At 67.6% G+C, this 20,416-nt stretch carries 20 protein-coding genes; 13 read left to right on the plus strand and 7 right to left on the minus strand.

From position 1 onward, the window contains the following. The first annotated feature begins 43 nt into the window (after positions 1–43). From AC5P5M_RS13060 to AC5P5M_RS13095, 8 genes are all read left to right on the plus strand, one after another. Positions 44–721 (plus strand): Fe2+-dependent dioxygenase, encoded by a 678-nt coding sequence (locus AC5P5M_RS13060; RefSeq protein ID WP_197572164.1) that lies wholly within the window; start codon positions 44–46, stop codon positions 719–721. A 164-nt stretch (positions 722–885) separates the two neighbouring features. Next, positions 886–1,284 (plus strand): hypothetical protein, encoded by a 399-nt coding sequence (locus tag AC5P5M_RS13065; RefSeq protein ID WP_065182421.1) that lies wholly within the window; start codon positions 886–888, stop codon positions 1,282–1,284. A gap of 147 nt (positions 1,285–1,431) precedes the next feature. After that, a complete protein-coding gene (locus AC5P5M_RS13070; protein ID WP_495206007.1) occupies positions 1,432–3,852 on the plus strand; it encodes a TonB-dependent receptor domain-containing protein in 2,421 nt (806 codons plus the stop codon). Positions 3,853–3,967: 115 nt separating this feature from the next. Next, the gene (locus AC5P5M_RS13075; RefSeq protein WP_495206008.1) at positions 3,968–4,606 is read left to right on the plus strand and encodes a PepSY-associated TM helix domain-containing protein; all 639 of its coding nucleotides are present in this window, start codon (positions 3,968–3,970) and stop codon (positions 4,604–4,606) included. A gap of 31 nt (positions 4,607–4,637) precedes the next feature. Continuing rightward, positions 4,638–5,156, plus strand: a complete 519-nt coding sequence (locus AC5P5M_RS13080; protein WP_065174546.1) for a DUF2271 domain-containing protein — start codon at positions 4,638–4,640, stop codon at positions 5,154–5,156. 116 nt (positions 5,157–5,272) lie between these two features. Then, on the plus strand, positions 5,273–6,076 hold the full coding sequence (locus AC5P5M_RS13085) for a DUF4198 domain-containing protein (protein WP_128990343.1): 804 nt from the start codon (positions 5,273–5,275) through the stop codon (positions 6,074–6,076). Between the two features lie 52 nt (positions 6,077–6,128). Then, entirely contained in the window at positions 6,129–7,100 is a 972-nt protein-coding gene (locus tag AC5P5M_RS13090; protein ID WP_111185996.1) for an FAD:protein FMN transferase, read from the plus strand. Then, positions 7,097–8,701 carry a sulfite reductase subunit alpha gene (locus AC5P5M_RS13095; RefSeq protein WP_065182426.1) on the plus strand — a complete coding sequence of 535 codons (1,605 nt, stop codon included), beginning with the start codon at positions 7,097–7,099 and terminating at the stop codon, positions 8,699–8,701. The genes AC5P5M_RS13090 and AC5P5M_RS13095 overlap by 4 nt, the downstream gene beginning before the upstream one ends. Positions 8,702–8,755: 54 nt before the next feature. On the opposite strand, the gene AC5P5M_RS13100 is transcribed toward AC5P5M_RS13095, so the two are convergent. From AC5P5M_RS13100 to AC5P5M_RS13115, 4 genes are all read right to left on the minus strand, one after another. Further along, a complete protein-coding gene (locus AC5P5M_RS13100; RefSeq protein ID WP_065174542.1) occupies positions 8,756–9,361 on the minus strand; it encodes a HutD/Ves family protein in 606 nt (201 codons plus the stop codon). Between the two features lie 34 nt (positions 9,362–9,395). Then, positions 9,396–10,121 (minus strand): murein L,D-transpeptidase catalytic domain family protein, encoded by a 726-nt coding sequence (locus AC5P5M_RS13105; RefSeq protein WP_053516633.1) that lies wholly within the window; start codon positions 10,119–10,121, stop codon positions 9,396–9,398. A 16-nt stretch (positions 10,122–10,137) separates the two neighbouring features. Next, a complete protein-coding gene (locus tag AC5P5M_RS13110; protein WP_111185995.1) occupies positions 10,138–11,214 on the minus strand; it encodes a L,D-transpeptidase in 1,077 nt (358 codons plus the stop codon). A gap of 338 nt (positions 11,215–11,552) precedes the next feature. Next, complete coding sequence (locus AC5P5M_RS13115; protein WP_495206009.1) at positions 11,553–11,879, minus strand: ComEA family DNA-binding protein; 327 nt, start codon at positions 11,877–11,879, stop codon at positions 11,553–11,555. A 198-nt stretch (positions 11,880–12,077) separates the two neighbouring features. Here AC5P5M_RS13115 and AC5P5M_RS13120 point away from each other — a divergent pair, with 198 nt between their 5' ends. The 4 genes from AC5P5M_RS13120 to murU all read left to right on the plus strand — a co-directional run bounded on the left by AC5P5M_RS13120 (position 12,078) and on the right by murU (position 15,707). Beyond that, positions 12,078–13,571: a M20 family metallopeptidase gene (locus AC5P5M_RS13120; RefSeq protein ID WP_053516630.1), complete on the plus strand. Its 1,494-nt coding sequence runs from the start codon at positions 12,078–12,080 to the stop codon at positions 13,569–13,571. A 69-nt stretch (positions 13,572–13,640) separates the two neighbouring features. Beyond that, the gene (locus tag AC5P5M_RS13125) at positions 13,641–13,910 is read left to right on the plus strand and encodes a GlsB/YeaQ/YmgE family stress response membrane protein (protein ID WP_053516629.1); all 270 of its coding nucleotides are present in this window, start codon (positions 13,641–13,643) and stop codon (positions 13,908–13,910) included. A 64-nt stretch (positions 13,911–13,974) separates the two neighbouring features. Next, positions 13,975–15,000: an aminoglycoside phosphotransferase family protein gene (locus AC5P5M_RS13130; protein WP_495206010.1), complete on the plus strand. Its 1,026-nt coding sequence runs from the start codon at positions 13,975–13,977 to the stop codon at positions 14,998–15,000. Further along, complete coding sequence (gene murU / locus AC5P5M_RS13135; RefSeq protein ID WP_180875373.1) at positions 14,997–15,707, plus strand: N-acetylmuramate alpha-1-phosphate uridylyltransferase MurU; 711 nt, start codon at positions 14,997–14,999, stop codon at positions 15,705–15,707. Before AC5P5M_RS13130 ends, murU begins: the two co-directional genes overlap by 4 nt. 523 nt (positions 15,708–16,230) lie before the next feature. Here murU and hda read toward each other — a convergent pair. The 3 genes from hda to AC5P5M_RS13150 are packed head-to-tail and all read right to left on the minus strand — an operon-like array spanning position 16,231 to position 19,234. After that, positions 16,231–16,938 carry a DnaA regulatory inactivator Hda gene (gene hda, locus AC5P5M_RS13140; protein WP_065182429.1) on the minus strand — a complete coding sequence of 236 codons (708 nt, stop codon included), beginning with the start codon at positions 16,936–16,938 and terminating at the stop codon, positions 16,231–16,233. Continuing rightward, complete coding sequence (locus AC5P5M_RS13145) at positions 16,938–18,110, minus strand: AI-2E family transporter (protein WP_065174539.1); 1,173 nt, start codon at positions 18,108–18,110, stop codon at positions 16,938–16,940. Before AC5P5M_RS13145 ends, hda begins: the two co-directional genes overlap by 1 nt. Beyond that, entirely contained in the window at positions 18,107–19,234 is a 1,128-nt protein-coding gene (locus tag AC5P5M_RS13150; protein ID WP_227255408.1) for a DUF2066 domain-containing protein, read from the minus strand. Before AC5P5M_RS13150 ends, AC5P5M_RS13145 begins: the two co-directional genes overlap by 4 nt. A 112-nt stretch (positions 19,235–19,346) precedes the next feature. Between AC5P5M_RS13150 and purM the strand changes: the two genes are divergently transcribed. Next, positions 19,347–20,405, plus strand: a complete 1,059-nt coding sequence (gene purM / locus AC5P5M_RS13155) for a phosphoribosylformylglycinamidine cyclo-ligase (protein ID WP_053519430.1) — start codon at positions 19,347–19,349, stop codon at positions 20,403–20,405. Positions 20,406–20,416: the final 11 nt, after the last annotated feature.

A 20,416-nucleotide genomic window follows, 5' to 3' on the forward strand; every position in this document is an offset into this window, starting at 1 on the left:
CGCGGGGGAGCCCGGCTCCCCCGCGCAACGACGAGACGACACCATGCTGCTGCACATTCCCAACGTGCTCACCGCTGATGAAGTGGCACAGGTCCGCCAGCAACTGGACACCGCCGACTGGACCGATGGCCGCGAGACCGTGGGTGCCCAGGGTGCGCAGGTGAAGCACAACGAACAGCTGCCGGACGCGTCACCGGTGAAAGCCGAGCTGGGTGCCGGCGTGCTCGCCGCACTGCGGCGCAGCCCGCTGTTCTTCGCTGCGGCACTGCCGTTGAAGATCCTCCCCCCACGCTTCAACCGCTACCGCGGCGGCGGCACCTACGGCTTCCACGTCGATGGCGCAGTGATGAACCTGGGCAACGGCGAGCAGCTGCGCTCGGACATCTCCTGCACCCTGTTCCTGTCGGCGCCGGACGAGTACGACGGCGGCGAGCTGATCATCAGCGACACCTACGGCGAGCACGAGGTGAAGCTGCCTGCCGGCGACCTGATCGTCTATCCCTCCAGCAGTCTGCACCAGGTCAATCCTGTTACCCGGGGCGCGCGCGTGGCGTCGTTCTTCTGGGTGCAGAGCATGGTCCGCGACGATGTGCAGCGTCGCCTGCTGTGGGAAATGGACACGTCCATCGAGCGCCTGCGGCAGACCGGAGGCGACGCTGACGCGGTGCTGCAGCTGACCGGCGTGTATCACAACCTGCTGCGACGCTGGAGCGAGGTCTGAGCCGCTTCCGGCGGCCTCGCGATTTTTGGCAATCATTCTCATTTGCAACGGCTAACAGCTCTCATTACAATCACGCCCCGTTGATGCTGGCCGTTGCCGGCAAACCATCTGGGGACCCCCGCTTGCTGCGCCCGCTCCGCCCTCGCCCACTCATCCATCGCAAGATGGGCACCGCCATGCGCGGCCAGCGTCCCGCGCTGGCCAGCCTGCTGGCATGGGTGGCGATGCTGGCGTTGCTGCTGGGCACCCTGCCGCTGCTGCCGCACCCGGCCACAGCGATGACCTTGCAGATGCCGCTGGAAGAACGTGGCGGCGAAGGCCCGTTGCAGGAAGAAGCCCCGGCCAAGCTGCGCCGCTGTGCCTCCGCCCCGGTAAAAGCGGCCGAGAAGGCGCCGCCGCTGCTGCTGGCCAGCCAGTGGCTGCGTACCGAACTTGAACTCGTACCCGTCACGCCGGCCATGTCCGGTGTGCGCCCGGACTGGCCACTGGCCGCTCCGGACACGCCCTGGGCCGACGCGCCCGGGCGTCGCCAGCAACGCGGTCAGGCGCCGCCGCTCGCCTGATCCACGGCCCGACGTGACCGCCTGCGCGGTCGCGTCCACACGCCGCTGACTGCTTCTTCCCTGCCGCCCCTGACCGGGCTTTCCCTGCCTGCCGTGCGCGCTCCGCACCCGGCATCGCGCTGCCTTACATTCTTCGAGGTATCTGCCATGGCCCAGCGCCATCGTGTCCGTTCGTCCCTGTCCCGCCCCCTGCTGACCAGCGCCGTGCTGGCGGCGATGGCGGCCCCTGCTTTCGCCCATGCAGAGATCGCCGGAGCGCCGCAGACCCTGGACAAGGTGGTCGTCACCGCCTCCGGCTTCGAACAGAAAATCACCGATGCCCCGGCCAGCATCAGCGTGGTCAGCCGCGAGGAACTGAGCAAGCGCCCCTACACCAGCCTGGTCGATGCGCTGCGCGATGTGGAAGGCATCGACGTCGGCCTGGAAGCCACCGACAAGAATGGCCGCGCCACCGTCTCCATGCGTGGCCTGCCCTCGGAATACACCCTGGTACTGATCGACGGCCGCCGCCAGAGCAACGTCGGCCAGCTGTATCCCAACAACTTCGGTGGCGGACAGTTCTCCTACCTGCCGCCGCTGGATGCGATCGAGCGCATCGAAGTGGTGCGCGGCCCGATGTCCACGCTGTACGGCTCGGATGCGATGGGCGGTGTCATCAACATCATCACCCGCCGCAACCAGGACAGCTGGCACGGCGCGCTGACCCAGGGCTTCACCGTGCAGCAGGACGACCAGTTCGGCGATGCCCGCAGCACCGACGTGTACCTGAGTGGTCCGCTGCTGAAGGACCGCCTGGGCCTGTCCGTGCGCGGCAGCTATTACGATGCGAAGGCGTCCAATCCGGAATGGGATGCGCTGCCGTTGCCCGATGGCACCCTGTGGGAACGCAGCATCGGCTTCGGAGGTGGCGGCAAGTCGGTGGCCAACACCAACTGGAACACGGGCGTGCGCCTGAACGTCCACGTCAATGACGACCACGAACTGTGGCTGGACTACGACGTGTCGCGGCAGAAGTACGACAACAGCGCGGGCCAGACCGGCACGCTCGACAGCCTGGCCAGCCTGTGGCGCGTCGGCAATGCGGTCATCCCCGATCCGGATGGCGGCGGCACCATCACCCGCCGCGTGGTGCAGCCGCGCGTGGGCTACACCGCCTACCAGCGCTATGAGCGTGACCAGGTATCGCTGACCCATCAGGGCCGCTACAGCTTCGGCACCTGGCAGACCTCGCTGACCCACAGCAAGAGCAGCAACCTCGGCCGTTCGCTGCCACTGACCCTGGACGAGCGCGCCAACCTGCAGACGCTGTGGAATGACGTCTGCCGCCGCACCGGCGCCGCCAACAACTGTGCGGCCGGTCGTGGCAATGCACTGTCGGCCCTCGACCCGAGCGAGATGGCGCGCCTGCAGGCGTTCTTGCCACGTCCGCTGCGCACGATGGAGCTTGAGGGTTACGTGCTCGACACGATGCTCGACCTCGATTTCGGCGCGCACAAACTGACCGTTGGCGGACAGTACAACGACACCGACATGGTCGACGGCGTGTTCGGCATGGATGGCGCCGGCTACCGCAGCAACACCCGACAGAAGCACCGCATGTGGGCCCTGTTCGCGGAGGACAACTGGGCACTGACCGATACCCTCACGGCGACCTTCGGCCTGCGCTACGACGACCACAACGTGTTCGGCAGCCATGTCAGCCCGCGCGGCTACCTGGTGTGGAATGCGAGCGACGCATGGACCTTCAAGGGCGGTGTCAGCACCGGCTACAAGACACCGCGCCCGGACCAGCTGTTCCCGGGCATCACCGGCTTCGGTGGGCAGGGCGTGCTGCCGCTGGTGGGTTCGCCGAACCTCAAGCCGGAAACCAGCACCAACTACGAGCTGGCTGCCTACTACGAAGGCCAGCGCTGGGGCTTCAACGTCACCGGCTTCTTCAACCGGTTCGAAGACAAGATCGCCAGCGGCGGCACCTTCCCGAACTGCGAGGTGGCTCCGGCCGGCAGCGGCTACTGCGTGGACATCGGGCCGGGCTGGGCCTCGCTGGGCTACAGCACCTTCACCCAGAGCGTGAACATCGACAAGGCCGAAACCCGTGGCGCCGAACTGGCCGCGCACGTCGATCTGCTGGAAACCCTGCAGCTGCGGGGCAACTACACCTGGACCCGCAGCGAACAGACCAGTGGCCCGCAGAAGGGACTGCCGATCAGTGGCACCATGCCGGCCCGGCATATGGCCAACGCCAGCCTCAACTGGCAGGTCAGCGACGCGGTCAGTCTGTCGCTGATCGGCGAAGGCCGCTACGACCGCTACCGCGATACGATCCTCGATGCGGCCGGCAACAGCCACGACCGCGTCTACGAGGACTACACGATCTTCCACCTCGGCGGCAGCTGGAAGGCCAACGCATGGCTGACCGTCAACGCACGCATCAACAACCTGCTCGACAAGGACTTCGTCTCGCAGTCGTGCCTGCTGATCAGCCAGAGCGAGTTCAGCTGCGTGGACGATTACGCGACCAAGGACCAGCGCCGCAGCTACTGGATCTCGCTCAACGCGAAGTTCTGAGGCGACCCTGCCCGGTGCCGGCCTTGGCCGGTACCGGGATACAGAACGATACGCAATTGCGAGCTATTCTCATCAATGATGTAATGCGCAGTCCGCATCCGTCCTGAATCCCGTCGTGAGCCGTTCCGCCCCCTCCAACGTGCAGCAGCAACAGAGCCGCGGCTTCTGGCTGCGGACGCTGCACCAGTGGCACTGGATCAGCTCGGCGGTGTGCCTGATCGGCATGCTGCTGTTCGCGGTGACCGGCCTGACCCTCAACCACGCAGCGAAGATCGAAGCCAAGCCCCTGGTGCAGAACCAGCAGCTGCAACTGCCGGCCGATCTGCTCGGCCAGCTCGGCACGCGCGAGGACGGCCACGCGCCGATCCCCCGCCCGGCCGGGCAATGGCTGGATACGCAGCTGGGCATCGCCATCGGCGGTCGCCCGGCCGAGTGGTCGGCCGAGGAGATCTACTTGTCGTTGCCACGCCCCGGCGGCGACGCTTGGCTCAGCATCGATCGCGAAACCGGCGCGGTGGAATACGAATCAACCTCCCGCGGCGTGGTGTCCTACCTCAACGACCTGCACAAGGGCCGCAACGCGGGCCCGGCGTGGGGCTGGTTCCTGGACCTGTTCGCCGTGGCCTGCCTGGTGTTCTGCATCACCGGCCTGTTCCTGCTGCACCTGCATGCACGGCAGCGGCGCATGACCTGGCCGCTGGTCGGCCTCGGCCTGATGATCCCGCTGTTGATCGCCCTGCTGCTGATCCACTGAACCATCGAATCCCCTTCACCGGAGCCGCCCCATGCGCGTCACCCTGACCATCGCCCTCAGCGGCCTGCTGGCCACCTCGCCGGCCTATGCCGCCACGCTCGACATCAACGTCGAGGTGCCCAAGCTCAATGTCGCCGAGTATCACCGTCCCTACGTAGCGGTGTGGCTGGAAGGCGCCGACCAGAAAGTCGCGGCCAACCTGTCGGTCTGGTACCAGCAGACCAGCAACAACGAAGGCCATGGCACCAAGTGGCTGCCCGACCTGCGCCAGTGGTGGCGCAAGAGCGGCCGCACCCTGCAGGTGCCGGTGGACGGCGTGACCGGCCCAACCCGCCCGGCCGGCAAGCACGCGCTGTCGTTCAACGACAAGCAGCCGGCGCTTAAGCAGCTGGCCCCGGGCAACTACACCCTGGTGGTGGAAGCGGTGCGCGAAGTCGGTGGCCGCGAACTGCTGAAGATCCCCTTCACCTGGCCGGCCACCGCCGCACAGAACGGCAAGGCGCAGGGCGCCACCGAACTGGGCCAGGTGACCCTCGCCATCAAACCGTAACCGCCTGAGCCGGGGTCAGAGCCCTTTCCGTTGGAAGGGGATTTGACTCCGGGGTCGGATCCCTTCCGCAGGAAGGGCTCTGACCCCACCCATCCAACGTCCCTGGAGTCTTCCGCATGAAGCGCACGCTCGTCCTCGCCGCCGCTCTGGCCGCTGCCCTTCCCTTTTCCGCACTCGCCCACAAGGCCTGGCTGCTGCCTTCGCAGACCGTGATCGCCGGCAATGCGCCGTGGATCACTGTTGATGGTGCGGTCTCCAACGACCTGTTCTACTTCAACCACGTGCCGCTGCGCCTGGAATCGCTGGTGATCACCGCGCCGGACGGCAGCACCGTGCAGCCGCAGAACGCCTCGACCGGCAAGTACCGCAGCGTGTTCGATCTGGAGCTGAAGCAGCAGGGCACTTACCGCATCGCTTCGGTCAATGACGGCCTGTTCGCCACCTACGAACAGAACGGCGAGCGCAAGCGCTGGCGCGGTACCGCCGCCACCTTCGGCGAACTGCCCAAGGACGCGAAGAAGCTGGAAGTGAGCCAGTCGGTCGGCCGCGTGGAGACGTTCGTGACCAATGGCGCGCCGAACGATACCGCGCTGAAGCCGACCAACCGCGGCATCGAGCTGGTTGCGGTCGGTCACCCGAACGATCTGTTCGCCGGCGAGGAAGCCACTTTCCGCGTGCTGGTCGATGGCAAGCCGACGGCCGGGCTGGCCTTCGAGATCGTGCGCGGCGCCACCCGCTACCGCAACGCGCAGGACGAACTGAAGGTGACCAGCGACGCCAAGGGCGAGATCAAGGTGACCTGGCCGGAAGCCGGCATGTACTGGCTGGAAACCGGCACTGAAGACAACAAGACCTCGGTGAAGCAGGCCGCCAAGCGTCGCCTGAGCTACGTGGCCACGCTGGAAGTGCTGCCGCAGTAATGGGGACCGCGATGCCGGGCACGCCCCGGCATCGCAGCCGCCACGCCCCGTCATGACCGATTCCCTGCTCGACATCGCCCGCCTCGGCGGCACCACCATGGGCACCACCTGGAGCGTGTCGCTGGTCGCGCCGCGCCAGCGCGACCTGCACTCGCTGCACGCCGGCATCCAGGCGCGCCTGGATGATGTGGTCGCGCAGATGAGTACGTGGGACGCCGGCTCGGACCTCAGCCGCTACAACAGCGCCGATGCAGGCCAGTGGTGCACCGTGCCAGCCGAGACCCGCAAGGTCGTGGCCTGCGCCCAGGCCATCGCTGCCGCCAGCGACGGTGCGTTCGATCCCACCATCGGCCCGCTGGTGGCACTGTGGGGTTTCGGTGCACATGCCGGCGAACGCCGCCAACCCGATGCCGCCGCCGTGCAGGCCACGCGCGAGCGCTGCGGTTGGCAGCGGTTGCAATGGCGCGGCGATGCGCTGCTGCAACCCGGCGGACTGGAACTGGATCTCTCTGCGATCGCCAAGGGGTTCGGCGTCGATCACGTGGCCGCGTGGCTGCGCGATCAGGGCATCGCTGCTGCACTGATCGAGGTCGGTGGCGAACTGGCCGGCTACGGCCGCAAGCCCGATGGCCAACGGTGGCGCGTGCTGGTGGAATCGGCGCCGGAAGAAGACGCGCACGCCAAAACACCACCGCGGGTGCTGGCGCTGGACGGCAAGGCGGTCGCTACCTCCGGCGATCGCTGGCATCACTATCAGGCCGATGGCGAGGCCTACAGCCACAGCCTCGACCCGCGCACCGGCAGGCCGGTACGCCAGGTTGCAGCGGCGGTGACGGTGGTCGCCGACGACGCGATGCATGCTGATGCCTGGGCCACCGCACTCACCGTACTCGGCCGCGAGCACGGCATGGCGCTGGCCGAACGCGAAGGACTGGCCGCACGCTACCTGCATCGCGCAGCGGATGGCCCGCACGAGTTTCTCAGCAGCGCCTTCCAGCGCCTGCTCGACGAGCGGGACGCATGAGCGCACGGCCGTCGCGCGCGCTGCTCGGCAACGCGCTTGTACTGATCCTGCTGGCGCTGATCGGCTGGGCGCTGCTGCGACTGCATCTCGGCGAAGCCTGGTGGCAGGGCGCACCGCCGGCGCGGCAATCGCAGATCGCCATCATCGCCACCGCGCTCTATGCGCTGGTCTGCACCGCACTGTGGTGGCGTGGGCGACCGCGCGACGATGCTGCCTCTGGCGACGTCGCGCCGATCCTGCTGGTCTGGTCCAGCCAGACCGGCTTCGCCCGCGAACTGGCCGAACGCAGTGCCGAGGCATTGCGTGGTGCCGGCGTGCCGGTGCGTGTGCGCGGTCTGCATGAGGTCGACGCCACCTTGCTGGCCGGCAGCCAGCGTGCACTGTTCATCGCCAGTACCACCGGCGAAGGCGACCCGCCCGATCACGCTGTGCCCTTCCTGCGCCATGTGATGGCCCTGCCGTCATCGCTGCAGCATCTTTCGTACGGCGTTCTCGCCCTGGGTGATCGCAGCTACGGTCACTTCTGCGCCTTCGGTCACCAGCTCGACGACTGGCTGCGCCAGCACGGCGCACATGCCCTGTTCGACGCCATCGAGGTCGACAACGCCGATCCCGCTGCACTGCGGCACTGGCAGCAACTGCTCGGACAACTTGCCGGTGGCGCCAGCGAACTGCCCGACTGGAGCCCGGCCGAATATCAGCCGTGGACGCTGCTGCAACGCCGGCACCTCAATCCCGGCAGCCAGGGCGGACCGGTGTACTGGCTGCGCCTGCAGGCGCCTGCCATCGACGGCGTGCGCTGGCAGGCCGGCGACATTGCCGAGATCGGCCCGCAGCACGCGCGGCACAGCGCGCGGGCCTGGCTGGAATCACAGGGTTTCGATCCGCAGACGGTGCTCGAGGACGGCCAGACGCTGCTGGCCCGTGTCGAACGCTCGCACCTGCCCTCACTGGTGCCACCGGGTGATCTGCCCGCCCTGCTGGCGGCCCTGCAGCCGCTGCCGCATCGTGAGTACTCCATCGCTTCGGTGATGGAGGATGGTGCGGTGGAACTGCTGGTGCGCCGGCAGCTGCGTGCCGATGGCACGCCCGGCATCGGCAGTGCCTGGCTGTGCGACCACGCCGTCATCGGCGAGCCGGTACAACTGCGCCTGCGCCGCAACGACAACTTCCACGGTGCCGCCGTTGCGGCGCCGCTGCTGCTGATCGGCAATGGCACGGGCATCGCCGGCCTGCGTGCACACCTGCATGAGCGCGCGGCCGTCGGCGCGCACCGCACCTGGCTGCTGTTCGGCGAGCGCTCGGCCGCGCACGACTTCCATTTCGGTGACGAACTGCGGGCGATGCTGGCGGCCGGCACGCTGCAGCGTCTGGATACGGTGTTCAGCCGTGACGGCGGCAGCCACCGTTACGTGCAGGACCGCCTGCTGGCGGAGGCGGCAACGCTGCGGCAATGGGTCGATGAAGGTGCCACGATCCTGGTCTGCGGCAGCCTGCAGGGCATGGCGCCGGCCGTGGATGCGGTCATCGAGCAGGTGCTGGGTACCGACGGCAAGGAGGCCCTGCTGGTGGCCGGCCGTTACCGCCGTGATGTGTATTAGCCCAGGCAGCGCCCAGCGCATGCGCGGATGATGCCCATCGGCGCATGCGAATCATCAGTCCGCGGCGCTCACCCGTATCGCCAGCAGCTCGCCACTGCCCTGCAGCGCATGTCGCTGGCGCTCGCCGGCCGCCAGCCATGCAGTGTCGCCTGCCTGCATCGGCGGCAAGCCACTGTCCTCGGCAAAGCCGGCCTCACCCGCCAGCAGGTGCAGCGCCCAGGCCACGCCTGGCTCGCAGAAGAAGAACATCGGCCCCACCAGCGGCCGGTGCAGCAGCTCGGCGTGCAACTGCCCGCGCTTCCACATCAGGTTGAAATCATGGGTGGTGCCATCGACCAGTTCGCCGTGCAGTGCCTCCTCGCCGGCAAAGCGCACGCGACCATGCGGCGGCAGCACCTCCGCCACCCGGCCATCGGCGAAGCGCAGGCGCACACCGTTGCCCTGCAGCAGTACCAGTTCGCGCTCCACGCCCGGAAATGCAGAGAACGCGGCATCCTGCTCGATCTCCGCCACGGACAGGCGCAGGGCCCAGTCGTCCCCGTGCGCCGGCAGCCGCAGGATTTCGCGGGTCCAGCCCAGGCCATTGCGCCAGCGTTCGCGGCGGTAATCCAGGCGGGCAATCACCTGGCTCGGAGTCTTCAGCAGCGCATCGATATCCATGCCTGCATTGCACCACGCCACGTGCAATCGCGCATCAGCGCGTGGCGACCGTACCCTGCGCGCCGCACTGGCCACCCAGCAGCTGCGAATGCTTCAGCCAGTCCTGGTCGGGGTAATAGGCGAACACCATCGTGCCACCACGCAACGCGTCGATCAGCGGCCTGGCCACCGACAGCCGCACCGCCGGACACCCCAGGCTGCGGCCCAGCCGACCCTGCAGCTGGGCGGTCGCCGGATTCACGTAGGGGGCGCCATGAATGACGATCGCACGCTCGCGCGCGCGGTCGTTAAAGCCCGGTTCCAGCCCGGCCAGCCGCAATGAGTAGCCGTTGCCGCCCATGTAGGTTTCCTGCGCGGTGAACACACCGAGGCTGGACATGTAACTGCCGTCGCGATTGGAAAAATGCTCGGTCCGGTTCTCACCACTGTTGCGGCCGTGCGCCACCCATTCCTCGAACAACAGCCGCTGGTGCGCCAGGTCGAACACCCACAGGCGCGGCTCGGTGGAGGGCCGCGAATAGTCGATCACGCTCAGGCGTTCGCCGCTGATGCCCAGCTCCGGTCGCAACAGGGCGCAGCGCATGGCCTGCGCCGCCAGCTGCAGCACATGGCGATCGGCCTTCGGCGCGGTACGTGCCAGCAGGGCGGCCAGATCCTCGGCACGGGTCGCGATGGCGGGCGTCTGCGCCAACGCGGGTGCGCTGGCCGAGGTTGCAAGCAGGCCAAGCGTGGCCAGCCGGCACAGGCGGGATGCGGTCATGGACGGGACACAGGACTCAGTTGCCTGTGAGAGTGGACCCTGCCGGCTCGGATTCCAAGACCGGCTGCAGGCCGGATTCAGCCGGGCTTGGGCGCACGGCGGGCAGCGAGGTCACCAGCAGCGTCGTGCCCGGCACCAGCACCTGGTACAGCTGCCGGGCGAAATCGGCCGGCAGCGCCAATGGCAGCGACGGCGTGGCCAACAGGTCCGGGGTCGCCTGCGCACGGTCCTGGCCCAGCAACGGATAGGCCGTCCATTGATGCAGGCGCTGCTTCGCATCGAGCGGGCTGGGAACATCGCTGTAGCCCTGCCCCATCACGAACAGCGTGGTGCCCTGGAAGGCTGGCAGCGCGTCGGCTTTCAGCGGCGATTCGCCAATCATCACGCCGTCGCGCAGGACGTACAGCCGCTGGTCGTGCAGGCTGACCAGGATGCCGACCTGCCCGGCCGGCGCCGCGCTGTCGTTCCACCAGGCCGCCGCCACACTGCCGTCGCCGGTCTCGGGCAGGGCCTCGCCGCGCGCGTTGACCGGCGCCAGTACGGCGGGATAGGCCAACGTCATCGGCGCGCTCTTGGCATCGGCCACCACTACCGTATCGCCGCGCCGGGTCTCGCTGAACAGCTTCTGCGCGAATGCCTGCGGCAGCCGTACGCAGCCGTGCGAGGCCGGATGCCCCGGCAGGCTGCCGCCATGCAGGGCGATGCCGTCCCAGGTCAGCCGCTGCATGTACGGCATCGGTGCGCTGTTATAGAGGTTGGAGCGGTGGTCCTTGTCCTTCTGCAGGATCGTGAACACCCCGGTCGGCGTCTCGTGTCCCGCCTTGCCCGAACTGATCGTGGTCAGCCCGATGGCGATCCCGTTGCGATACACGTAGGCGCGCTGCTCGTCCAGACTGACGACCAGCACGATCGGGCCGGCCGGGGAAATCTCCGGATGCCAGAGGAATTCGCCCGGCTTGAGATCGGTAGGCCCGCGTTCGGCGGCCACCGGCCCGGACGGGTCGGTCGAGTGCGAAGACGGCGGCCCGGCCTGCACGGTCAGCGGCAGTGCCAGGACAAGGGAGAGCATCAGGGACGGACGGTGCAGACGCATCCAGCGGAGGTTCCATTCCATGCGAAGCGGTCACCGTACACCATCGCGCCGTAGCGAACGCGCCAAAAGAGAATGCCCGGCGACACAACCCTGTGTCGTACCGGGCAATCGTCACGTCCTTGTCGGCCTGCTGCCTCCCCCGCGCGTCCTGCGAAGTGGGGGTGGCGTTGCATCCTGCACGCGGCCGCGTCTGTCCTGCTTGTATCTCAGCCCCTTCCACAGGTCTGTGATGCCACCGTCCTGGTGATTGGTGCCGCATCCTGCGACGGTCGGTGAACACAGCCTCCCTGGCGGTGCCCGGTGGACCGGCCTCCTGCGGGTCCCGACGATTCCTGTTGTCAACGCCTTGGTACGGTCCGCACCGGTACCGATCCGGGTACCGGATCCGCGGGCAACAGCCTGTCGCCTACGGTGATCCGCTGTCGATTCCGTTCGACGATCACTGTCCCTATCCCCTTCACCTGCGTCAGATCCTCGACGCGCTTGAAGGGCCCGTGTCTGCGCCGGTGCTCGACGATCGCCGCAGCCTTCCTGGCTCCGACCATCGTCAATCCCTGCTGCAGCGCCTGGACATCGGCCCGGTTGATGTCGATCGGTTCGGCGTCATGCGCCCCTGCGATCCCCATTGCCAGTACCAGTGCCCTCAACACGACTAACCAAGGCACGACGTATAACTCCTTGTGGTTCTGGCCGCCCCGACCGGCAATCCCGTCGGTAGGAACAGTGTCCGTCACCACATACACACAGACTATCGGTTTCGTGGATTTCTAAAAGCCAGCCAAATACCCGACGTGATGTAGGAAAAACCCTACCCCCGGCGCAGGCGTAGAATGGCTGGATCAGCCATGCAACCGGAGTTTCAGATGGACAGCGCCAAGCTCGGCCAATTCGTGAATGACAAGTGGGACAGCGAAATCGTCCCGCAGTTGGTCGACTACATCCGCATTCCCAACAAGTCGCCGATGTTCGACGCCAATTGGGTGCAGAACGGCTACATGGAACAGGCGGTCACCCTGATGGAGACCTGGGCCAAGGCACAGGAGCTGCCGGGCCTGAAGGTCGAAGTGGTCCGCCTGGAAGGCCGTACCCCGCTGATTCTTCTGGAAATTCCCGCCACCGGCAGTGAAACCGGCGACGACACCATCCTGCTCTACGGGCACCTGGACAAGCAGCCGGAAATGACCGGCTGGGACGACGACCTGGGCCCGTGGACCCCGGTCCTGCGTGGCGACAAGCTCTATGGCCGCGGCGGCGCCGACGATGGCTACGCGATCTTCGGTTCGCTGGCCGCCGTGCTGGCCCTGCAGGCCCAGGGCCTGCCGCACGCGCGCTGCGTGGTCCTGATCGAAGCCTGTGAAGAGTCCGGCAGTTACGACCTGCCCGCCTACGTGGACCATCTGGCCGACCGCATCGGCAAGCCGTCGCTGGTGGTCTGCCTGGATTCGGGCTGCGCCAACTACGACCAGCTCTGGTGCACCACGTCGCTGCGCGGTCTCACCGGGGGCAACTTCACCGTCAAGGTGCTCAACGAAGGCGTGCATTCCGGCGATGCCTCCGGCGTGGTGCCGTCCAGCTTCCGCCTGCTGCGCCAGCTGCTGTCGCGCATCGAGGACCAGGACACCGGCCGCATCCTGATCGACGGCATGAACGTGGAAATCCCGGCCGAGCGCCAGGAACAGGCCAAGCGTGCCGCCGAAGTGGTCGATACGGCCATCTTCGAGAAGTTCCCGCTGGTCGATGGCCTGCGCCCGATGAACGAAGACCTCACCGAGCTGGTGCTCAACCGCACCTGGCGCCCGGCGTTGTCGGTCACCGGAATCGGCGGCATGCCGCCGCTGGAATCGGCCGGCAACGTGCTGCGCCCGCAGACCTCGGTGAAGCTGTCGCTGCGCCTGCCGCCCACCGCCGATGGCAAGACCTGCGGCGAGCTGCTGAAAGAAGCGCTGCTGCGCGATCCGCCGAACGGCGCGCAGGTCACCCTGGATCTGGAAAAGGCCTCCACCGGCTGGAATGCCCCGGCCATGGCGCCGTGGCTGACCAAGGCCATCGACGAAGCCAGCCAGACCTTCTTCGGCAAGCCGGCGATGTACATGGGCGAAGGCGGCTCGATTCCGTTCATGGGCATGCTGGGCGAGAAGTTCCCCGGTGCCCAGTTCATGATCACCGGCGTGCTTGGCCCGCACTCGAACGCGCACGGCCCGAACGAGTTCCTGCACATTCCGATGGGCAAGAAGGTCACCGCCTGCGTGTCCAAGGTGATCAGCGAGCACTACGCCGCCAGCCTGCGTGGCGAGACCAGTGGTTCGCCGGTGGCCGCCGACAGCGGCACGCGCCATGGCGACCACGGCTGCTGCTGATCCGGCACACCGTGACGGACGCAGCCCGGCCTTGCTAGGCTGCGTTCTTCTCAAGCGGAACGCACACGCATGAATGGTCTGTTCGGCAGCAGCAGCTGGCTGTACATCCTGCTGGTCGGCTTCTTCGTCGGCCTGCTCGGGCGCTTCTTCATGCCGGGCAACAACCGAATGGGCTGCCTGCTGACCATCGTGCTGGGCATCCTCGGTGCCCTGCTGGCCGGCTGGTTTGGTCAGTACATGGGCTGGTACGCCCCAGGCGAACCGGCTGGATTCCTCGGTGCCGTGGTCGGCGCGGTGGCCGTGCTGGCGATCCTGCGCCTGTTCAGCGGTCGCCGCTGAAACGGCCCCACCTTTCCCTCCTGTCCCCGACGTCGGCGCGCCCAGCGCGCCCGGATATGCCCGCATGACCGAACCCGCCTCCGATCCCCAGCGCAGCGCGCAGCGACTGCAGTGGGCCCGTATCCAGCTTGGCGATGCACAGGCCGTGGTTGAACGTGCCTCGGTCGATGCGGGCATGCGCAGCTACTGGCGCGTCACCGGTACACGCGGCAGCCACATCGTGATGGATGCTCCGCCGGGACTGGAAGACCCCCGCCCCTGGCTGCGCATGCGCGGCCTGCTGCACGACCATGGCCTGCGTGTGCCGGCCCTGCTTGCGCAGGATCTGGACGCCGGCTTCCTGCTGCTGGAGGATCTCGGCGGTCCGACCCTGGCGAGAATCCTCGACGAGCGCAACGCCGATGAATGGTTCGGCCGCGCCATCGATCAGCTGCTGCGCCTGCAGGCGATCCCGGTGCCGGCCGACTTCGGCCAGTTCGGCGAAGCCCTGCTGCAGCGCGATGCCAGCCTGTTCGACGAATGGTTCCTGCAGCGCCATCTCAACCTGCAGCTGGACTGCGGCGAAATCGAGGGCCTGCAGCTGGTCCATCGCCGGTTGATGGACAACGCACTGGGCCAGGCGCAGCTGATGACCCACCGCGACTACATGCCGCGCAATCTGATGCCCGTTGCCGACGGTCCGGCCGTGCTGGATTTCCAGGATCTGGTGCGGGGCCCGATCGCCTACGATGCCGTGAGCCTGTTCAAGGACGCGTTCCTGAGCTGGCCGCTGCAGCGCGTGGACGAGTGGCTCGCGCAGTACCACGCGCGCGCGCGCGCTGCGGGCCTGCCGGTGCCCGACCGTGCGACCTTCCTGCGTGACGCGGACTGGATGGGCATCCAGCGCCACGTGAAGATCCTGGGCCTGTTCTGCCGCCTGCGTTACCGCGACAACAAGGGTCATTACCTGGACGATGCGCCGCGCTTCATCACCTATCTGGACGAAGTACTGCCGCGCTACCGCGAGCTGGCCCCCCTGCGGCAGCTGCTGGACACACGCATCAAGCCGGCGCTGGCCGAGCTCGGCACACCGATGCGCGTGGCCCGATGAAGGCGCTGATCTTCGCCGCCGGCCTGGGCGAACGCATGCGCCCGCTGACCCTGCACACACCCAAGCCGCTGCTCGCAGTGGCCGGCAAGCCGCTGATCGTCTGGCACCTGGAGCGCCTGGCCGCCTGCGGCGTGCGCGATATCGTGGTCAATACCGCGTGGCTGGCGGAACAATTCCCGGCGATGCTCGGCGATGGCAGCCGATGGGGTGTGCGCCTGCACTTCATGCATGAAGGCGATACCCCGCTGGAGACCGGCGGAGGCATTCTCAATGCTCTGCCGGCACTGGGTGAGGATCCGTTCCTGGTGGTCAACGGCGACATCTGGACCGATTTCGATTTCGCCACACTACCGCGCGAGCCGCAGGGCCAGGCGCATCTGGTGCTGGTCGACAACCCCACGCAGCATCCGCACGGTGATTACCGGCTGGACACACAGGGCCTGCTGCACCATGACCGCGAAGGACCGTGCCTGACCTATGCCGGCATCGGCGTGTACCGCCCTTCAATCGTGGCCGACTGGCGCACGGTGATTGGCGATGCGCCGGGCAGCGAGCGGCTGCCGCCGAAGTTCTCGGTGGTGCCACTGCAGAAGCACTTCATGGCGCAGGGGTTGATGACGGGGCAGCACCATCGCGGGCGCTGGACCGACGTCGGCACGGTGGATCGCCTGCGTGCGCTGGATGTTGAGTTGGCGGCGAACGGCTGAGCCCCTCATGGTTGGTCGCGTAGAGCGGATCGCGTGTTCGGCCGGGCGGGTGGGCCATGCAGGGGACGCTGCAAGTACGTCCCTGTAAGCTCGATGGCGCCATCCATGGCGCCAACGCCCCTGCATGGCCCACCCGCCCGGCCTCTGACAGTTTCCTTGCGCGTCCAGCCACGGAAGAAAGAAAGAAAAGCAGAAGCAGGTCGCTTCGCTCACGAAGCGAAAGCGCATCCACGCGTAGCGTGGCTCTACCGTGTCGACCAAGGTCGACACCCACCAACAGCAGTGCAGTACGCAATCCCGGCAGATTGCGGGAACCTGTCGAAGGCGGGGTGGCTCAGGTTGCGGGGGCGTGAGCGCCATGGATGGCGCGACCGAGGCTACATGGACGTACTTGCGCCGTCCCCCGCAACCTGAGCCACCCCGCCTCCCCTGAGGAAGCCAGCGTTTGACGTTGACGTTGCTCCGGCTTCGGCACTGGCTTCGGCGGGTGCAGGGCGGCAGCCCTGCAAAACAAACCCCAACCTCAGTAGCGAGGGCGGCCTTCTTCCAGCACCTGGCGCAGGAACGGCACGGTGATCCGACGCTTGGCCGCCAGCGATTCGCGGTCCAGCCAGTCCAGCAACGTGATCAGTCCGCCCAGCTCGCGCCCGGTGTGCGACAGCAGCCACTCGATCGCGGCCTCGTCGATCGCCAGCCCCCGTCGCAGCGCGCGCTCGCGCAGCACCGCCGCGCGTCCTTCCTCGTCCAGCGGCTGCAGCAGCACCCGCACGCACTGGCCCAGCCGCGAGCGCAGGTCCGGCAGCACCAGTCCGAGTTCGGCCGGCGCCTTCTGCGCCGTATAGAGCACGGTCACGCCGGCAGCGCGCGCACGGTTATGGAAATCGAACAGGGCAATCTCGTCCTCGCGGTTGCCGGCAATCTCGTCCAGTCCGTCCAGCGCGACCAGCTCGCGCGCCTCCAGCCCCTCCAGCGCTGCACGCACACGGCCGGCCGCACTGGCCAGCGGCACATAGGTCGGCAGCCGCCCGGCCTGCTCGGCGCTGGAACACATCGCCAGCGCCTGATGCGTCTTGCCCGTGCCTGCCGCGCCTTCCAGGTAGACCCAGTCGTGGCTGGCACCGACCGCGATCGCGCGCAGCTGCGCCAGCGCACCATCCGGTGCGCCGATGAAGGTCTCCAGGCGCTGGTCCCGCGGGTAGTGCAGGGCCAGCGGCAATTGCGGCACACCCATCACTTCAGGTCGGGGCCCTTGTCGTTCGTGTCGAGGATGATGTGGGGCGGCTCGACCACACCGTCAAGCACGATCGCCGATTTCTCACCCGCGTAAAGATCGCTCTGCCGATAGCGCTGGTGCGCATAGCGCAGCAGCACGTTGGACACGGCAGCCACCGGCAGCGCCAGCAGCATGCCGAGGAAGCCGAACAGCTGGCCGCCGGCCATCACCGCGAAGATCACCGCCACCGGATGCAGGCCGATCTTGTCGCCGACGATGCGCGGCGTCAGTACATAACTCTCCAGCAACTGGCCGACCGTGAACACCACGCCGACCAGTATCAGCAGTTTCAGGTCGAAGCCCTGCGCCTGCACCAGCGCGGCGATGATCGCCATCAGGATGCCGGTGGTCGCGCCCAGGTACGGAATGAAGCTGATCAGGCCCGCGATCATGCCGATCAGCAGCCCCAGCTTCAGCCCCACCAGCGACAGGCCGCCGGCATAGATCACGCCCAGTGCCAGCATCACCAGGAACTGGCCGCGGATGAAGGCCCCCAGCACCTCGTTGGATTCGCGCGCCAGCGCCGTGATGGTGCCGATGTGGTTGCGCGGAATGACCGAGGCGACCCGCTCCACCAGCTTGTCCCAGTCGCGCAGGAAGTAGAACGCCAGGATCGGCAGCAGCAGGATGTTGACCACCCAGGTCACCATCGTGAAGCCCGAGCGCGAGACATATCCCATGAAGGTCTTGGCGAAGCCGCCCGCCTGCTGCCAATGGCTGCGCACCCATTCGATCAGGCGATCCGGGTCCAGCCACTGCATCACCTCCAGGCCGGTCTTCTGCTCGAACCACGGAATGCCGGTCTGCATCAGCCAGGCCTGCGCCTGCGGCACGGCCGCCACCAGGGTGGTGATCTGCTTTTCGATCATCGGCACCAGCACCAGCAGCGCGGCGACGATCACCAGCACCATGGCCACGAACACCAGCACCACGCCGGTCATGCGCGAGCGCCCGGTGGCCTCGATGCGGTCCACCAGCGGATCACCCAGCCAGGCCAGCGCCAGCGCCAGCACGAACGGCGTCAGGATCGGCGCCAGCAGCCACACGATCCAGCCGATCAGGCCGGCAAGCAGGATGTATTTGACCCGGCGCAGGAACTGCGCGATTTCAGCTTCCGGCGTCAGGGTCATCGCAGTCGGTACTCGTTGCTGACCGGCGCCTGCACCGGCACGCCGGTGGTGTCATCGATCGGTGTCGGAAGGGCAGGCAGCGGGGCGTTCGGAACCAGTACGCCGCTGTCACCCAGCATGCGGTTGAAGCCGGCCAGGCCGGTGGTCATTTCGACGGTCAGCTCCAGCCGGCCCGCGCTCGCGTGCAGCGGAGTGACATTGCGCACCACCGGCACGTCGCGCAGGCCTGCGGCCAGTCGCAGGTAGTCATCGGCACTGTTGATGCCGGTGACCACCACCCGGTAGCTGCCCGCCTGGCCGGTGGCCACACCGGCCTTGGCATAACGCTTGACCAGCGCATCGGCCGCGCCATCGGCGCCCGCGGCCATCGCGCGCATGGCGTTGGCATCCTTGCTGGTCCATCTGTTCAGTTCACGGCCATCGTCGACGAACACCCAGTCCGCCTGCCAGCCGCCATTGGCACGGTAGAGCTTGCCGATCAGCTGCATCGGCGGCGAGTAGCGCGAAGAGGCGCGGGCCACGGCGGCGCTGTCCTGGCGCCAGATGGCACCGGCCAGCGCCTGTTCGGCAGCGCCCCCACTGGGCAGGCCCAGCTTGTAGCCGCGCTCGATGGCGCGGTTCAGCAGCGGGCGCGCGGCATTGGCCTGCTGCACGCTGACCAGGCGCGGGCCGCTGCCGTCATCGACGGCCAGCCACAGCACCGGCTTCGGTCGGGGCTGCGGCCACAGCGGCAGGCCCAGCGCGGCGACCAGCGAATCGACGTCATCCTCGCGGAAACGGGCCACCAGCAGGGTCCGGAAACTGGGCGCACCGCTGGCGCTGACGCTCTGGTCCTGCTTGTAGTCGTAGCTGGCCACGTAATCCTTGGCATTGCGCAGGGCCTGCACCACGCCTGGCCGGGACATCACGCTGCGGTCGCCCGACAGCTTGCCCAGCACTACGCTCAGGGCACGTGCCAGCCCGCCATTGCGGTCGGCCTCGGCCTGGCTGTTGACCGGCACTTCGGCCTCGTAGGCCCCACTGGCGGTGGCGACATCCCCCTCGGTGCGCAGGCCGCTCTGGGCCATCGTGGCCACCGGCAGGCTCAACGCAAGAAGCAGGGTGAGAATCAGGCTGCGGCGCATCAGGACATCCATTGGCTCGACGTATCCGGGGGGAATTGTTGCCCGAATACGGCCTGTGCGCCAATGCGGCCTGTTAAAATCGCCCGTTCAACCCCTGCCAGCGCCGACGCCCGTGACCAACACCCCGTCTTCCGCCCCCTCCCCCCTCACCTACCGTGACGCGGGCGTCGACATCGACGCCGGCAACGAGCTGGTCGAGCGGATCAAGCCCCTGGTCAAGCGCAGCTTCCGTCCGGAAGTGATGGGCGGCCTGGGCGGTTTCGGCGCCCTGTTCGACCTGTCCAACAAGTACCGCGAACCGGTGCTGGTGTCGGGTACCGACGGTGTCGGCACCAAGCTGAAGCTGGCCCACCAGCTGAACCGCCACGATACGATCGGCATCGATCTGGTCGCGATGTGCGTGAACGACGTGCTGGTGCAGGGCGCCGAGCCGCTGTTCTTCCTGGACTACTTCGCCACCGGCAAGCTGGACGTGGATACCGCCGCGGCGGTCGTGGGCGGCATCGCCAACGGCTGCACCGAGGCCGGCTGCGCACTGATCGGCGGCGAAACCGCTGAAATGCCCGACATGTATGCCCCGGGCGAGTACGATCTGGCCGGCTTCACCGTGGCCGCGGTGGAAAAGAGCGAACTGAAGGATGGCGCCAGCGTGGCGGCCGGCGATGTGCTGATCGGCATCGCCTCGTCCGGCCCGCACTCCAATGGCTACTCGCTGGTCCGCCGCATCTACGACCGCGCCGGGCGTCCGGCCGATCTTGAGCTGGAAGGCGGCGTGAAGCTGGTCGACGCGCTGATGGCACCGACCCGGTTGTACGTCAAGCCGATCCTGTCGCTGCTGAAGTCGCACGGCGATGCCATCCATGGCATGGCCCACATCACCGGTGGCGGACTGACCGAGAACATCATCCGGGTGGTCCCGGACGGCCTCGGCCTGGACATCCAGGCGGCCTCGTGGACGCTGCCGCCGGTGTTCCAGTGGCTTCAGAAGGAAGGCGCGGTCGCCGACAGCGAAATGTGGCGCACCTTCAACTGCGGCATCGGCTTCGTGCTGATCGTCGCGCCGGACCAGGTCGAGGCGGTGTCCGCCGCGGTCACGGCCCAGGGCCTGGATCACTGGACCATCGGCCAGGTCGTCACCACCGAAGGCGCCGAGCGCGTCCGCATCGCCTGACCCCTGCAGAG

It is taken from the genome of Stenotrophomonas sp. YJH_SMC_106-19 (assembly GCF_059368375.1).